The sequence below is a fragment of the Streptomyces sp. NPDC044984 genome, from assembly GCF_040646935.1.
Lineage (GTDB): Bacteria > Actinomycetota > Actinomycetes > Streptomycetales > Streptomycetaceae > Streptomyces.
In genome coordinates this window covers 1-14,723 of the sequence record NZ_JBEZBE010000071.1, presented here as the reverse complement: position 1 = coordinate 14,723, position 14,723 = coordinate 1, and the positions used below count along the sequence as shown (strand labels likewise).

14 protein-coding genes and 1 pseudogene are annotated in these 14,723 nt (G+C 72.3%); 12 read left to right on the top strand and 3 right to left on the bottom strand.

The window, feature by feature from the left end; all coding sequences use genetic code 11:
* Both AB0A94_RS37850 and AB0A94_RS37845 read right to left on the bottom strand, forming a co-directional pair.
* On the bottom strand, window positions 1-1,180 hold a 1,180-nt coding region (locus tag AB0A94_RS37850), incomplete at its 3' end, for an ATP-binding protein (RefSeq protein ID WP_361751465.1).
* Between the two features lie 213 nt (window positions 1,181-1,393).
* Entirely contained in the window at window positions 1,394-4,111 is a 2,718-nt protein-coding gene (locus AB0A94_RS37845) for an AAA family ATPase (RefSeq protein ID WP_361751463.1), read from the bottom strand.
* A gap of 301 nt (window positions 4,112-4,412) precedes the next feature.
* Between AB0A94_RS37845 and AB0A94_RS37840 the strand changes: the two genes are divergently transcribed.
* The 5 genes and pseudogenes from AB0A94_RS37840 to AB0A94_RS37820 all read left to right on the top strand — a co-directional run bounded on the left by AB0A94_RS37840 (window position 4,413) and on the right by AB0A94_RS37820 (window position 7,219).
* Window positions 4,413-4,694, top strand: a complete 282-nt coding sequence (locus tag AB0A94_RS37840; RefSeq protein WP_274543343.1) for a WhiB family transcriptional regulator — start codon at window positions 4,413-4,415, stop codon at window positions 4,692-4,694.
* Between the two features lie 132 nt (window positions 4,695-4,826).
* A complete protein-coding gene (locus AB0A94_RS37835) occupies window positions 4,827-5,270 on the top strand; it encodes an SsgA family sporulation/cell division regulator (RefSeq protein ID WP_361751461.1) in 444 nt (147 codons plus the stop codon).
* Window positions 5,271-5,382: 112 nt separating this feature from the next.
* Window positions 5,383-6,222 carry an alpha/beta hydrolase gene (locus AB0A94_RS37830; RefSeq protein WP_361751459.1) on the top strand — a complete coding sequence of 280 codons (840 nt, stop codon included), beginning with the start codon at window positions 5,383-5,385 and terminating at the stop codon, window positions 6,220-6,222.
* A gap of 27 nt (window positions 6,223-6,249) precedes the next feature.
* Window positions 6,250-6,603: pseudogene (locus AB0A94_RS37825) on the top strand (zinc-binding dehydrogenase); the annotation flags it as partial.
* Between the two features lie 88 nt (window positions 6,604-6,691).
* On the top strand, window positions 6,692-7,219 hold the full coding sequence (locus tag AB0A94_RS37820; RefSeq protein WP_361751457.1) for a YbhB/YbcL family Raf kinase inhibitor-like protein: 528 nt from the start codon (window positions 6,692-6,694) through the stop codon (window positions 7,217-7,219).
* A 49-nt stretch (window positions 7,220-7,268) separates the two neighbouring features.
* Here the strand turns inward: AB0A94_RS37820 and AB0A94_RS37815 are convergent, their stop codons facing one another.
* Window positions 7,269-8,198 carry a LysR family transcriptional regulator gene (locus tag AB0A94_RS37815; protein ID WP_361751455.1) on the bottom strand — a complete coding sequence of 310 codons (930 nt, stop codon included), beginning with the start codon at window positions 8,196-8,198 and terminating at the stop codon, window positions 7,269-7,271.
* A gap of 113 nt (window positions 8,199-8,311) precedes the next feature.
* On the opposite strand from AB0A94_RS37815, the gene AB0A94_RS37810 reads away from it, so the two are divergent.
* The 7 genes from AB0A94_RS37810 to AB0A94_RS37780 all read left to right on the top strand — a co-directional run.
* Window positions 8,312-9,100, top strand: a complete 789-nt coding sequence (locus tag AB0A94_RS37810; protein WP_361751453.1) for a glycine betaine ABC transporter substrate-binding protein — start codon at window positions 8,312-8,314, stop codon at window positions 9,098-9,100.
* A 551-nt stretch (window positions 9,101-9,651) separates the two neighbouring features.
* Window positions 9,652-10,125 (top strand): DNA starvation/stationary phase protection protein, encoded by a 474-nt coding sequence (locus AB0A94_RS37805; protein ID WP_106411650.1) that lies wholly within the window; start codon window positions 9,652-9,654, stop codon window positions 10,123-10,125.
* A 33-nt stretch (window positions 10,126-10,158) separates the two neighbouring features.
* Complete coding sequence (locus AB0A94_RS37800) at window positions 10,159-10,404, top strand: DUF2630 family protein (RefSeq protein WP_361751451.1); 246 nt, start codon at window positions 10,159-10,161, stop codon at window positions 10,402-10,404.
* Window positions 10,405-10,460: 56 nt separating this feature from the next.
* Window positions 10,461-12,038: a glucose-6-phosphate dehydrogenase gene (gene zwf / locus AB0A94_RS37795; RefSeq protein WP_361751467.1), complete on the top strand. Its 1,578-nt coding sequence runs from the start codon at window positions 10,461-10,463 to the stop codon at window positions 12,036-12,038.
* Window positions 12,035-12,970 (top strand): glucose-6-phosphate dehydrogenase assembly protein OpcA, encoded by a 936-nt coding sequence (gene opcA, locus AB0A94_RS37790; protein WP_106411648.1) that lies wholly within the window; start codon window positions 12,035-12,037, stop codon window positions 12,968-12,970. The genes zwf and opcA overlap by 4 nt, the downstream gene beginning before the upstream one ends.
* Window positions 12,963-14,612: a glucose-6-phosphate isomerase gene (gene pgi / locus AB0A94_RS37785; protein WP_361751449.1), complete on the top strand. Its 1,650-nt coding sequence runs from the start codon at window positions 12,963-12,965 to the stop codon at window positions 14,610-14,612. The genes opcA and pgi overlap by 8 nt, the downstream gene beginning before the upstream one ends.
* Before the next feature lies 1 nt (window position 14,613).
* On the top strand, window positions 14,614-14,723 hold a 110-nt coding region (locus tag AB0A94_RS37780; RefSeq protein WP_361750523.1), incomplete at its 3' end, for an NAD(P)-binding domain-containing protein.

Genomic DNA, 14,723 nt, shown 5'->3' with positions numbered 1-14,723 from the left:
GCTGGGGATCCCGGTGAACCCCGCGAAGTTCGCGTCCGAGAAGCTGACGAACGCGCAGAAGCTGGCGCTGTCCGCCGAGCCGGGTCAGGGCCAGCTCGGCCCAGGCGCGGCCCGCCCGCCGCCGCACGGCGGCCGGCGCGGTGGCGTGGGCCAGGCACCGGTGGACCCGGCGGACGAAGCGGGGCGTCCGGTCCGAGGAGACGAGCCCCGCCTCCTCGGCCGGGATGAGGGCGTCGAGGTCGTGCCCGAGTGCGCCGGCCAGCCACGCGACGTCCCCGGCCTCGGCGTCCTCCTCCAGGAGGGCCAGCGCGGCCAGCAGGGCACGGGTGCCGTCGGGCAGCGCGCGGAACCGCCGGCCGAGGCAGCGCTCCAGGGCCGCTCCCGGCAGCAGGGGGTCCGGCAGTGCCGCCCGGCCCGCCCGCTGGTCGGGGGTGAGCACCGTGGGCAGGTCCACCAGGGCACGCGGGTTGCCCTCCGCCACGGCGAGGACGGCGGCCACGGCGTCGGCGGCCAGCCGCGGGTGACGGTCCGCCAGCACCTCCCGGGCGGCCTCCTCACCGAGCGCGGGCAGCGACAGCTCGGCCGCGCCCCAGTCCGCGGACGGGACCGGCCCCTGCCCGTCGGAAGCGGCCAGCAGCAGCACCCGGGTCCCGTCGAGCCGGCGGGCCACGAACGCCAGGGCCCTGGCGGAGGCGGGGTCGAGCCACTGCCAGTCGTCCACGGTGAGCAGCACGGGACGCCGCTGAGCGGCGGCGGCCAGCGTCCGCCACAACGCCGAGCAGACGGACGTCTCGTCACCGCCGCCGGCATGCCTGCGCAGCGCGTCGGGCAGCGCCGCGCGGACCGCGCCCGGCAAGGCGCCGGACGCGGCGGACAGCGGGACCGTCAGCGAGCGGAGCGCGGAGTACGCCGACGTGCCGCCCTCGGCGCGGGGGGCGACCCGCAGCACCTGCCCACCGGCGTCGGCGGCGGCCTCGGCGGCCCAGCGCAGCAGCGTGCTCCTGCCGCTGCCGCCCTCGCCCCGGACGGCCAGTGCCGTGCCGTGCCGGTCACCGGCGCCGGCCAGGGCCGCGCGTACCGCCGTGAGCACATGGTCCCGGCCGCGCGGGTGTTCCGCCGTCCGCGGCGCGACCTCGCGGACGGGACGCGGCGCACTGCCGGCGCATACGACTGGCCTCATGTCAGCCTCCTCGGGAACGAGACGATCGTCCGCCCGAATACGCACGCGTGGTCACACGTGTGTCGTGCGCGGCCGCCGTGGACCGACGGACGCATGGGACGGAACGTGTCCCAACCTAGGAAAGGAGGCCGAAAAGAGCCCTAGGTAATTCGACCGTGATTCGCCTTGCCCCCGAACCGACCGGAGGCAGGCCCCGCCCCGGAGCGGGCTCGGTCAGTCGGGCGTGCCCGCGAGGGCGGCCGGGAGCTGCGCCCGCCGGTTGATCTGCAACTTGGCGTAGGCGCTGTACAGGTGCGCCCCGACCGTGCGGTGCGAGAGGTACAACTGGTCGGCTATCTGCTTGTTCGAGTACCCCTCGGCGGCCAGCCGTGCGACGTGCAGTTCCTGGGCGGTGAGCACCGCGTCGGCGGCGACGGCGTGCGGCGACCGGGTCGGCCGGACGCTGCCGGCGGCACCCAGCTCCCGTGCCGTCCGCCGGGCGAGTGGCGTCGCGTGGTGCGACTCGAAGACGTGCAGGGCCGCGGCAAGGTGGCCACGGGCCTCCGTGATGTGGCGTTCGCGCCGCAGCCACTCACCGAAGAACAACCGGGTCCTGGCGAGGTCCAGGGCCGCGGAGGTGCGCTCGCCGTGCGCTATGGCCCGCTCGAAGTGGTCGCGCGCCCCGCCGTCCGGTGACAGCAGCGCCCGGGTCCGTTCGACCAGCATCGCGAGGTGGTCGGAGCCGCTGGACGCGAGGGCGGCCGCGGCCATGCCGAGCCAGCCGTCCACGGCCTCCGGACGCCCCGCCCGTACGGCCGCGTCGGCCAGGCCGCCGCCCGCCCACAGGCCGATGGGCGGATGCTCCACGCTGCGCAGCAGGTGGACGACCGCGTCCTCGGGGCGGCCCTCGTTCGCCGCCAGCTCGGCCGAGGCCCAGGAGGCGATGGCGGCGACCCTGGCGAAGGGGGCGGGCCCGGACAGCTCCGCGGAGGTCGCGAGGGCGGTGGCCGCGAGCGCGTCCTCACCGCGCCACGCGCGCGCGAGGGCGATGCTCGCCGCGCAGATCGCCCCGACGACCGACAGACCGAGGTCACCGCTGAGCCGCAGGGCCTGCTCGCAGTCGGCGAGGCCGGCGGCGACCGCCTGGGCGTTCATGCGTACCGTGCCGCGCCCGGCCAGGGCCACCGTCTCGTCGCTCGTCCGTGCCGACCGGTGGAACAGGTCGACCTCGGCGCTCCACACGCGTTCGGCGCCTTCGAGGTCGTGGGCGTCCTCGAAGGCGAACGCGAGACAGTTCATCAGCGTCGCGTCGGTCTCGCGCACCTGCGGCCGCAGCACCGACAGCGCCTCCTCCACGGAGGGCAGCCGGTCGGCCGAGCCGACCAGGGCCAGCGCGATGCTCCGCAGCAGCCGCTGCCGCTCGGTGCCGGCGATGCCGGGGCGTCGCAGTTCCTCGGTGACCACCGCCGTGACCTCGGCGGAGAGGTCTTGCCGGGTGTAGCCGCGTACCGCCGCCCAGGTGAGGACCTCGACCCGGTCGTCCGGGTCGCTCAGGGCCCGTGACAGTGCGACCAGCTCGTCACCGCCCCGGTCCGGGAGCGTCGTACTGGTGCTGGCGAGCATCCACTCGGTGCGGGCGAGCTGCATGACCGACGCCTCGTCCTCGGCGGGCGGCCTCGCCTCGGCGAGCAGGGCGACGGCCTCGGCCGTGGCACCCGCCTGCCGCGCGGCCTCCGCCGCCATCACCGTGCGCCGGGCCCGTTCCCTCGGCACCGGCGTCAGCGTGACCGCGCGCCGCCAGGCGGCGGCCGCCTCGGTCCGCGCACCGCGCCGCCCGGTCGCCACGGCGAGCCGCTCCAGCTCGGCGGCGACGTTCTCATTCCAGCCGGTGACCGCCGCGGCCCGGTGCTGGACGGCACGCGCCGGATCGACGACGACCGCCGCCAGCTCGGTGTGCACCCGGGAGCGCATGTCGGAGTCGGCGTTGTCGTACACCGCCGAGCCCACCAGCGGGTGGCGGAACCGGAAGGAGCCGTCGCTGAGCGTGATCAGCCCGAACTTCTCGGCCGGCGCGAAGTCGCTCTGCTCCAGGCCCAGGCCGCGGGCCGCGGTCAGTACTTCGTGGCTGCTGGAGTCCTGCCCCGCGGCGGCGACGAGGAGCGCTCGCCGCGTGGCCGGCGGGAGCAGGGCGACCTCCGCGAGGAACGAGTCCTCCAGGCGTTTGCCCATCGATACCCGGCCGCGCTCGGCGCTCGGCGCGCCGTCGAGGTGGGACGGGCTGGCCGACCACTCGGCCAGGGCGAGCGGGTTGCCCATCGCCCGCTCGACCAGCCGCTGCCGCTGCGGCTCCGTCAGCGCGGGCGCGTGCTGGGCGAGCAGCCGCAAGGAGTCCTCCCGGCCGAGCGGGGCCAGCGGCACCTGGTGCCGGAAGCGGGGACTGCGGTCGGGGTAGATGCGATCGGCGCGACTGGTGGCCAGCAGCAGCGCCGGCATGACGCTCATGCGGGCGGCGAGGAAGGTGACGATGTCGGCCGTGGACACGTCGAGCCAGTGCAGATCCTCGACCAGCACCACGAGGGGTCCGTGCGCCGCCGCCTCCTCCAGCAGCCCGAACGCGGCGAGCCCCGTGACCAGCCGGTCGGCCGGCTCCCCTTCGGCGCCGAAGGCCACGTCCAGGGCGGTCCGCTGGCGCGGTGACAGGGCGTCCACGCGGTCGAGGAGGGGCAGCAGCAGCTCGTGCAGTCCCTCGTAGCCCACCGTGCCGGTGCCGCGGACCCCGTGGCAGGAGAGCACCTGGAAGCCCGACGCGGACGCGGTGTCGACGACCGCGGAGACGAGACTGCTCTTGCCGATCCCCGCCTCGCCGTACACCAGGGCCGAGGACCCGTGCCCTTCGCGTGCCGCCTCGAGGAGAGCGGACAGCCGCTCGACTTGCGATTCGCGCCCGATCACGTACACGCACCTACTCTTCGGAGCTTCTGGATGTGCGGTGGCCCGTGGCCACTCACCATCAGTACTGCCGCGCCGGGCCGGCTCGCATCCTACCTCTTTGCACATGTATGGCCAGAGGGGACGGGGTAGCCGCCGGCGGTCGTCGTGCGCCCGACACCTGACACCCGTGGGTCACGGAGCAGTCGGACGACCGATGCCGACCCGGCCCCCGCACCGCACAGTGGGCCCGCACAGGATCGTATTCCGGCGTCCGAGGAGGACGGATGATGACCACCATGGCACGGCTCGCGCGGCGGCTGCCGTGAGGAGCGCGCTCGCGCGACCGATCTGGGAGGAGGCGCTGTGCCGCACCGTGGACCCGGAGCTGTTCTTCCCGGTGGGTGAGGCGGGGGCCGCGGCCGTCCAGACCGCGGAGGCGAAGCGCATCTGCGGACGGTGCCCGCTGACCCGGGCCTGCCGGGAGTGGGCGCTGAGCGAAGGGGAGGACAGCGGTGTGTGGGGAGGCCTCAGCGAGCAGGAGCGCCGGGTCATGCGCCGTGCCGCCGCGCGGCGGAGGTACCGCCGGTCCGCCCGTGCAGCCTGATTCCGGGCTTCCACTTTTTTTCCACTGCGCTCAGGGACACTCTCGTGGGCCGATGGCTCACCGAGTTGCGGTACCCCGGGCAGGCTGCCCCGGCAGACGGGGGTCCGATGAGTAGCGCAAAGGAACGGACCTATGAGTCAGCAGTCGTGGGCACGCGGCACCGAGGGCCCCCTGACGCTCGACGTCACCCTCCACAACCTGTTCGCGCCGGCGGAGAACGCCTCGGTGTCCTGCCGGTTCACCTTCGACCCGGCGGCCCCCTTCTCCGTGCGGCTCGACCTCATGACGCCGTCGGCACCGCGGATCTCCTGGGTCGTCGGGCGCGACCTGCTGATGCAGGGGACCGAAGGGCTCAGCGGCGAGGCGGACGTCAAGATCTGGCCGTCCCGGCGGCACGACGACACGCCGTTCCTGTACCTGCGCCTGGAGCGGACCGACGCCTCGGCCGCGTTCATGACCGAGCTGGCTCCGATCCGGGCGTGGCTGGAGCGGACGTACGACCTCGTCCCCAGGGGCGGCGAAAGCCGGCTGGTCGACTGGGACGCGCTGGCCTGCGGCCTGCTGCCGCCCTGCTGACGCGGTCGCCGGGGACACTGGCGCGGACGGTCTACGGTCAAATGCCCTATGGCCGCCGCCGCCGGGAGCGGCACACTCGGAGCCGTCGCGCCCCCCATGATGAGGATCCGAGATGTATGTCGACGCCCCGAACCAGGTGATCGAAGCCGCGAGCGGTGTGCGGTACGCCTACCGCCGCACCGGCGCGGCCAGCTCCCCGTCGCCGCCGCTCCTCCTGCTCCAGCACTACCGGGGCACACTCGACGGCTGGGACCCGGCGCTCATCGACGCGCTGGCCGCCGAACGCGACGTCATCACCCTGGACAACGCGGGGGTCGGACTCAGCACCGGACAGGCGTGCCGCACCGTGCGCGACCTGGCCCGGGACACCCTCGCCTTCATGGACGCCCTCGGCCTGCGGCAGGCGGACGTCCTCGGCTACTCCATGGGGGGCTTCACCGCACAGGAGGTGGCGCTGCTGCGCCCGTCCGCGGTCCGCCGGCTGGTCCTCGCGGCCACCGCACCGCGCGGGGGTCCGTGCATCGAGGGGTACCCCGAGGACATCGTGGCCCACACCGACGTCGACCGGCTCAACATCCAGGACTACCTGTACGCCTTCTTCAACCACACTGAGACGAGCCAGCGCAGCGGCCTGGGCTTCGTCGGCCGGTACATCGAGCGCGAGGAGGACCGGGACCTGCCGGTCCCGGCGGAGGTCCGGGCGGCGCAGTACGAGGCGGTGGTCGAGTGGGGCGTCCCCGACCCCGCCGCCCTGGAGCGGCTCTCGGCGGTCACCCACCCCACGTTCGTGGCCGGTGGCGACAACGACCGCGTGATCCCGTCGAGCGCGGCCCATCTGCTGGGCGGACTGCTGCCCCGGGCCCGAGTGAAGGTCTACCCGGACTCGGGCCACGGGTTCCTCTTCCAGCACCATGAGGAGTTCGCGCGGGACGTACAGGACTTCCTGCGCTGAGCGGCGCGCACACCGGCACACCGGGTCGTCGATCACCGGACCACGCCGGTCGAGACGTTCACCGGTGGCTTCGACGCGATCCTCGAACTGGGCGGAGGAGACAACGCCGCCCGGTCCCTGCGGCTGCTGCGCCCCGGAGGCGTCCTCGTCGACATCGCCCACCACGCCCCGCGCGGCCTCGGCCGCGGCACCGGGCTGCGGGTGGCGACCATGCTGGTGAAGCCGGATCGCACCGCCCTGCGGGAAGTGGCCTGGCTGGCGGCGATTGGACACCTCACCCCCGTGCTCGACCGCACCTACCCGCTGTCCGACGCCGCCATCGCGCACCGGCGGGGAGAGCGGCGCACCACCACCGGGAAGCTCGTGCTCACGGCCGAATGACCGTGCGGCACACGTCAGTCGGTCGACAGATCACCCGAAGCCGTGCCGCCGTGAGGATGGCCGGTGCAAGCCACTGAAAGGAACAGTCATGCCCACCCCCTACGACCTCATCGCGACGGTACCGTCGTTCACCGTCACCAGCGCCGACTTCGCCGACGGCGACGTCCTTCCCCTCGCCCAGGCCAGCGGCATCTTCGGAGCCGGCGGCGAGGACGTCTCCCCGCAGCTCGCCTGGTCCGGGTTCCCGGCGGAGACCAAGAGCTTCGTCGTCACCGTCTACGACCCCACCGCGCCGACGGGCAGCGGCTTCTGGCACTGGGCCGTCGCCGACATCCCGGTGACGGTGACCGAGCTGCCGGCCGGCGCCGGTGACGACCCGGCCGAGGGCCTGCCGGAGAAGGCGTGGCAGCTCGCCAACGACGCCGGGCTCAAGCGCTACCTGGGTGCCGCGCCGCCGGCCGGCCACGGCGAGCACGTCTACTACATCGCCGTGCACGCCGTGGACGTCGAGACCCTCGGACTGGACCGGGGCGCCACGCCGGCCTTCCTCGGCTTCAACCTCTCGGGCCACACCCTGGCCCGCGCCGTCATCACCGCGCGCTTCTCCGCGAGCTGAGCCCGGCGGGCGCCGTCCCCCGCGCGGGCGGCGCCCGGTGGGCCGGCCTTCAGGAGGTCCGGGGCCGCAGACCCAGCCGCCGCGCCACGTGCCGGGGCATCAGGGCCGCGTGTTCCTCCAGCAGGTCCAGGAAGGAGGCGGCGACGGAGTCCGGGCTGGTGCGGGTGTATCCGGTCAGGACCCGGGTGACCGGCGGGTCCGGACGCAGCACCGCCTCCGGGAAGTGGCGGGGGACGCTGCTGGCCGGCACCAGCGTGGGCCCCAGACCGGCGGCGGCGTACCCGACGGCAGCCGCCGCCTGTTCGGTGCGGACCGCGGCATGGGGCCGGAAGCCCGCCCGCGCGCAGGCGTCGTCGAGGAACCGCGCGAGCCCGCTGTCCGGGGTGAAGTGCACCCACGCCCGGTCGGCGAGGTCCGCCAGCCGTACGCGCGCCGCGGTCCCCGGACCGGTCAGGGGGTCGTCGGCGGCGGTGACCACCACGAACTCCTCGGTGCCGAGATGCCGGGCGGTGCCCTCCCACCGGTCGGGCAGCGGACCCACGGCGAGATCGGCGACGCCGGCCACCATGGCCTGGGCCAGCTCGTCCGAGCTCCGGTACTCGAACAGGCGGACCCGGACGCCCGGGTGCCGCTTGCGCCAGAGGCCGAGGACGGCGGGCAGCACGCCGGCGCTGACGGAGTACAGCGTGGCCAGATGGAGTTCGCCCGTGGACACACCCGCCGCGCGGCGCGCGGAGAGCGTGGCCCGGCCGGCCTCGGCGAGGGCGGCGCGGGCGTGCGGGAGCATGGACCGTCCGGCGGACGTCAGCCGCACCCCGCGGGGCAGACGTTCCAGCAGGAGGCCGCCGACCTCCCGCTCCAGAGCCAGGAACTGGTGGGAGAGCCCCGGCTGCGTCACGTTCAGCCGCTCTGCGGCCCGCGTGAACGAGCCGGCGTCCACGATCGCCACCAGATATTCTAGTTGTCGCAAAGTAGCCATGTGTTCAGCATATGGATCACATGAAAAACATGTCTTGGACTTATGACTCGGGGACGGCACAGGATCGTGGGTACCGCGCACACCCGCGCTCACCGGATCGTCGAAGGGTTGCCATGTCCGAGTACCGAAACGATGCCATCGTCACCGTGGGCAACATCGCGCTCTCCTTCCACCGGGCGGCCGCCGCGGTCACCCGCCGCATACTGGAGAAGCACGGCCATCAGGTGCGCAGTGTCGAGGCACCGCACGAGCGCGTGTTCCGCCTCCAGGAAGAAGACGCGGTGGACGTCCTGGTGTCGGCCTGGCTGCCGTCCAGCCATGACATCTACCTCTCCCGGTACGCCGACCGCGTCCGCGTACTGACGCCGCACTACGAGCCGTACTGTGTCTGGGCGGTACCGCCGTACGTGCCCGAGGAGGCGGTCGGCGAGGTGGCGGACCTGCTCCGGCCCGAGGTGGCGGAACGGATGACGACCACCATCCAGGGCATCAACCCGGGAGCCGGCATCAGCCGCTTCTCCGCCCGGATGGTCCGCGAGTACGGCCTGGACCGGGCGGGATACGGGTTCATGCCGGGCACCGAGATCGACTTCGTCGCCCGCCTCGACCGGGGTGTCGCCGACCGGGAGTGGTTCGTCGTCCCGCTGTGGCGGCCCCAGTACCTGAACCGGCTGCACGGACTGCGGACCCTCGCCGAACCGAAGGGGCTGCTCGGCACCGTCGACGGCGCCGCCCCCGTCATCACGCACGAGGCGCTGGACCGGATCGACCCCGCCGCCGTCGCCGAGCTGGACGCCCTGCACCTGGGCAACGAGGGCGTGGAGGAGATCGACAGCCTCATCAGCGTGGACGGTCTCACCCCCCTGGAGGCGGCCGACCGCTTCCTCGCCGCACGGCGTTGACGAGCGACCCCGACCCGCGGGATTCCAAGACACGTGTGTGAGAGGCGTGCACTGCTCAACCCTCTGGGAGCGGCTGCCTCGACTCCGGCCCTCGCGGCGGGAGCAGCGATCAGTGCGTCCGGCTCCGTCTCGGCCGCCGACTCCCGGCTGGGTGACGCTCTGTTCGCAGGGCAACAACCATTCTTTCATCATGTGGCGCACCGTGAACCGGCACCCGGGACAACGACCTCTTGGCCCCCGCGGGCGCCTGCCGCACGTCGGCGCCCCGGCCACCACCGTGTCGATGAAGGTCTATGGCGTGCACAACACCAACTCCGACATCGGTGCTGCCGACGACCCCGGGTAGGTCGAGGGAGCAGGCGTTCGGCGTTCTCCATCCACCGGTGAGGGCCGCCATTCCGTGTGCCCGGACCCTCCCCGTGACTGCTCACGCGGACCGTAAGTCAATCGACGGATCGCCACCGGACGGCCCGCCGAAAGGATGGGTGAGCAACGCTCGGCCGGTCCGGCGACCACCGGGGGCCGGGTACACACATCGCGAGGAGTCCACCATGAGCATCATCTCCAGTCCGCTGCCGGACGCGGAGCGCGCAGTGACCGGAACGGCCCTCCAGAGCACCCTGGTCGACCTGCTCGACCTCTCCCTGGTGGCCAAGCAGGCCCACTGGAACCTCTACGGACCGCGCTTCCGCACCATCCACCAGCAACTGGACGAGGTGGTCACCACCGCACGCGACTACGCGGACCAGGTGGCCGAGCGGGCCGCGGCCCTGGGCATCAGCCCGGACGGGCGGGCCGCGACCGTCGCGGCCGGCAGTGGGCTCCCGGGCTTTCCGCAGGGGTGGATCACCGACGACGACGCGGTAGAGGCACTGGTCCGTTCCTTCGCCGTTCTCATCGACCGTCTGCGTGCGCGGATCGAGGCCACGGGGACGGCCGACCCGGTCACCCAGGACCTGCTGATCGGGCTCACGGCCGAGATCGAGAAGCAGAGCTGGATGTTCCAGGCGGAGAACCGAGGCTGAACCGGCGGCACGAGCTGCCCGAGGAGAGGAATCATGAAGAACCCCGAGATCCTGCACCGGATCAGCGAAATGGCGGACGAGGAGCGCAGGCTGCGCGACTCCTTCGCCACCCGCGGCTTCGGAGGACCGGCAGAGCGGAGCCGACTGGGCGATCTGGAGCGCGAGTTGGACCAGTGCTGGGACCTGCTGCGGCAGCGCAGGGCCAAGACGGAGTTCGGGCAGGACCCCGACGAGGCCCACACCCGGCCCCAGTCCGTGATCGAGGGATACGAGTCCTGAGCACCGGGCACACCTGCGTCCCGGCCCGCCGACACCACCCAGGAGCCACTGTGAACATGCCCCCCAGGGGCAGGCATCCCTCATCGACCGGTCATACCGCGACCCCCACACCTGCGAGCGGCAATCCGCTGCGTGACCCGGCGGACCGACGGCTCCCGCGTATCGCGGGGCCGTCGGGCCTGGTCATCTTCGGTGTGACGGGCGACCTGTCCCGCAAGAAGCTGATGCCGGCCGTGTACGACCTCGCCAACCGGGGCCTGCTGCCGCCGGGCTTCTCGCTGGTGGGGTTCGCCCGCCGGGAGTGGGCGAACGAGGACTTCGCCCAGGAGGTCCACGACGCGGTCAAGGAGCACGCCCGCACCCCCTTCCGTGAGGAGGTCTGGCAGCAGCTCATCCAGGGCATGCGCTTCGTGCAGGGCACCTTCGACGACGACGAGTCGTTCGAGCGGCTGCGCTCCACGATCGAGGAGCTGGACAAGGCGCAGGGCACGGGCGGCAACTTCGCCTTCTACCTGTCGGTGCCGCCGCGTTCGTTCCCGGTGGTCATCCAGCAGCTGAAGAAGCACGGGCTGGCCGACCAGAAGGACGGCTCCTGGCGCCGTGCGGTGATCGAGAAGCCGTTCGGGCACGACCTGAGGTCGGCCGAGGAACTGAACGCGATCGTCCACGAGGTCTTCGCCCCGGACCAGGTCTTCCGCATCGACCACTACCTGGGCAAGGAAACGGTCCAGAACATCCTGGCGCTGCGCTTCGCCAACACGATGTTCGAGCCGATATGGAACCGGTCGTTCGTCGACCACGTGCAGATCACCATGGCCGAGGACATCGGCATCGGCGGCCGGGCCGGCTACTACGACGGCATCGGCGCCGCCCGTGACGTCATCCAGAACCACCTCCTCCAGCTCATGGCGCTGACCGCGATGGAGGAGCCGGCCTCCTTCGACGCGGACGCGCTGGCCGCGGAGAAGACCAAGGTGCTCGGTGCCGTGCGGCTGCCGAAGGACCTGGGCCGGGACACCGTGCGCGGGCAGTACGCGGCCGGCTGGCAGGGCGGCGCGAAGGCGGTCGGGTACCTGGAGGAGGAGGGCATCGACGCCTCCTCGAAGACCGACACCTACGCCGCGATCAAGCTGGGCATCGACAACCGCCGCTGGGCGGGCGTCCCCTTCTACCTGCGCACCGGCAAGCGGCTGGGCCGCCGGGTCACCGAGATCGCGGTGGTCTTCCAGCGGGCGCCGCACTCCCCCTTCGACACGACGGCCACCGAGGAGCTGGGCTCCAACGCGATCGTCATCCGCGTCCAGCCGGACGAGGGCGTCACGGTCCGGTTCGGCTCCAAGGTGCCGGGCACGTCGATGGAGATCCGGGACGTGTCGATGGACTTCGCCTACGGCGAGTCGTTCACCGAGTCCAGCCCGGAGGCGTACGAGCGCCTGATCCTGGACGTCCTGCTCGGCGACTCCAACCTCTTCCCGCGCACGGAGGAGGTCGAGCTGTCCTGGAAGATCCTCGACCCGATCGAGGAGTACTGGGACACCAACGGCAAGCCGGCCCAGTACCCGGCCGGAACGTGGGGACCCGTCGAGGCGGACGAAATGCTCGAGCGAGACGGACGGAGCTGGCGCCGGCCATGAAGACAGACCTCACGGACACCACGGCGGGTGCCGTCGAACGTGCCCTCGTGCAGGGCCGTCGCGCCATCGGCACCCCGGCCGTCGGCATGGTGCTCACGCTGGTCATCGTCACGGACGAGGAGAACGCCTACGACGCGGTCAAGGCGGCCGAGGACGCCTCCCGGGAACACCCCTCGCGGACCCTGGTGGTCATCAGACGGCAGGCCCGGGGGACCCATGACCGCCCACGTCCCCGCCTGGACGCGGAAGTCCGCCTCGGCGCGGAGGCCGGCACCGGCGAGACGGTCGTGCTGCGCATGTACGGCGATGTCGCGCAGCACGCCGAATCGGTCGTCCTGCCGCTGCTGCTCCCCGACGCGCCGGTGGTCGTGTGGTGGCCGGTGGACGCCCCGGACAACCCCTCCAAGGACCCACTGGGCGCGCTCGCGCAGCGCCGGATCACCGACCTGTACGCGGTCGAGAACCCGATGGAGACTTTGAGCAAGCGGGTGAACGCTTACGCCCCCGGCGACACCGACCTCGCCTGGACCCGGCTGACGCTGTGGCGCTCGACGCTGGCCGCCGCCTTGGACCAAGCACGGATGAGGGTCACCTCGGCGACCGTGGAGGCCGAGGCCGGCAACCCGGCCGCCGAGCTGCTGGCCCGCTGGCTGGAGGTCCGGCTGCACGTCAGCGTGGAGCGTGCGGTCAGCGACGGTCCGGCCGTCACCGCCGTACGGCTGGACAGCGCCGCAGGCGAGATCGTCGTCGACCGGCCCGAGGGTCCGGTGGCCACGCTGATCCTCCCTGACCAGCCGCCGCGCACGCTGGCGCTGAAGGTCCGCTCCACCGCAGAACTCATCGCCGAGGAACTCAGGCGCCTCGACGCGGACGAGATGTACGCCGTCGCCCTGCGCGGCGAAGGCACCGAGGAGACCCCCGTTCATGTCTGACGCCCCCGAGCTCACCCGCCGCCCCGAGTGGACGGCCCTGGAGGACCACCGCGCCGAGGCTCCGCTCCGACCGGACCTGCGTGAGCTGTTCGACACCGATCCCTCGCGCGCGGAACGCTACGTCGTGCGCGTCGGGGACCTGCACATCGACTACTCCAAGCACCTCGTCACCGACGAGACCCTGGCCATGCTCCAGGAACTGGCCACCGCGACCGGTGTCTTCGGCCTGCGTGATGCCATGTTCCGCGGTGAGCGGATCAACGTCACCGAGGACCGGGCCGTGCTGCACACCGCGCTGCGCGCCCCGCGGGACGCGGTGGTCGAGGCCGACGGGGAGAACGTCGTCCCGGCCGTGCACGCCGTCCTCGACAGGATGGCCGACTTCGCCGACCGGGTCCGCTCCGGCGAGTGGACGGGCCACACCGGCAAGCGCATCCGCAACGTCGTCAACATCGGCATCGGCGGCTCCGACCTCGGCCCCGCCATGGCCTACGAGGCGCTGCGCGCCTTCACCGACCGCGACCTGACCGTCCGCTTCGTCTCTAACATCGACGGCGCCGACCTGCACGAGGCCACCCGTGACCTCGACCCGGCCGAGACGCTGTTCATCGTTGCGTCCAAGACGTTCACCACGATCGAGACGATCACCAACGCCACCTCCGCCCGCGCCTGGCTGCTCGACGCACTCAAGGACGACACATCGGTCGCCAAGCACTTCGTGGCGCTGTCGACCGACGTCGAGAAGGTCGCCGGCTTCGGCGTCGACACGGCCAACATGTTCGAGTTCTGGGACTGGGTCGGCGGACGCTACTCCTACGACTCCGCGATCGGTCTGTCCCTGATGATCGCCATCGGCCCGGACGCCTTCCGGGAGTTGCTCGACGGCTTCCGTATCGTCGACGACCACTTCCGCACGGCGCCCGCCGAGGCCAACGCCCCGCTGCTGATGGGCCTGCTCGGAGTCTGGTACGGCAACTTCATGGACGCCCAGTCGCAGGCCGTCCTGCCCTACTCCCACTACCTGTCGAAGTTCACCGCCTACCTCCAGCAATTGGACATGGAGTCCAACGGCAAGTCCGTCACCCGGGACGGGCAACGGGTGCGGTGGCAGACGGGTCCGGTGGTGTGGGGCACGCCCGGCACCAACGGGCAGCACGCCTACTACCAGTTGATCCACCAGGGTACGAAGCTGATCCCGGCGGACTTCATCGGCTTCGCCGAGCCCGTCGCCGAGCTGGACGAGCGGCTCAAGGCCCAGCACGACCTGCTGATGGCCAACTTCTTCGCCCAGACCCAGGCCCTGGCCTTCGGCAAGACCCCCGACGAGGTCCGCGCCGAAGGCGGTGCGGAGGAGCTGGTACCGCACAAGACCTTCCGAGGCAACCACCCCACCACCACGATCCTGGCGACTGAGCTGAACCCGTCGGTGCTGGGCCAGCTGATCGCGCTCTACGAGCACAAGGTGTTCGTGCAGGGCGCCGTGTGGAACATCGACTCCTTCGACCAGTGGGGCGTCGAACTCGGCAAGGTCCTCGCCAAGCGCGTCGAACCCGCCCTCACCACCGGCGCCGACGTCCCCGGCCTCGACCCGTCCACGGCCGCGCTGGTGGCCGCCTACCGCGAGCTGAAGGAAGATCACTGACATGGAACTGGGCCTTGTCGGCCTCGGCAAGATGGGCGGCAACATGCGCGAGCGGATTCGCCGCGCGGGTCACACCGTCCTCGGATACGACCGCAACCCGGACCTCGCCGA

Excerpts from the sequence above, each read along its gene's own strand:
- zwf (WP_361751467.1), top strand. The coding sequence starts at position 10,461 with ATGCCCCCCAGGGGCAGGCATCCCTCATCGACCGGTCATACCGCGACC.
- AB0A94_RS37800 (WP_361751451.1), top strand. The coding sequence starts at position 10,159 with ATGAAGAACCCCGAGATCCTGCACCGGATCAGCGAAATGGCGGACGAG.
- AB0A94_RS37830 (WP_361751459.1), top strand. The coding sequence starts at position 5,383 with ATGTATGTCGACGCCCCGAACCAGGTGATCGAAGCCGCGAGCGGTGTG.
- AB0A94_RS37815 (WP_361751455.1), bottom strand. The coding sequence starts at position 8,198 with ATGGCTACTTTGCGACAACTAGAATATCTGGTGGCGATCGTGGACGCC.
- AB0A94_RS37820 (WP_361751457.1), top strand. The coding sequence starts at position 6,692 with ATGCCCACCCCCTACGACCTCATCGCGACGGTACCGTCGTTCACCGTC.
- opcA (WP_106411648.1), top strand. The coding sequence starts at position 12,035 with ATGAAGACAGACCTCACGGACACCACGGCGGGTGCCGTCGAACGTGCC.
- AB0A94_RS37805 (WP_106411650.1), top strand. The coding sequence starts at position 9,652 with ATGAGCATCATCTCCAGTCCGCTGCCGGACGCGGAGCGCGCAGTGACC.
- AB0A94_RS37835 (WP_361751461.1), top strand. The coding sequence starts at position 4,827 with ATGAGTCAGCAGTCGTGGGCACGCGGCACCGAGGGCCCCCTGACGCTC.
- AB0A94_RS37810 (WP_361751453.1), top strand. The coding sequence starts at position 8,312 with ATGTCCGAGTACCGAAACGATGCCATCGTCACCGTGGGCAACATCGCG.
- pgi (WP_361751449.1), top strand. The coding sequence starts at position 12,963 with ATGTCTGACGCCCCCGAGCTCACCCGCCGCCCCGAGTGGACGGCCCTG.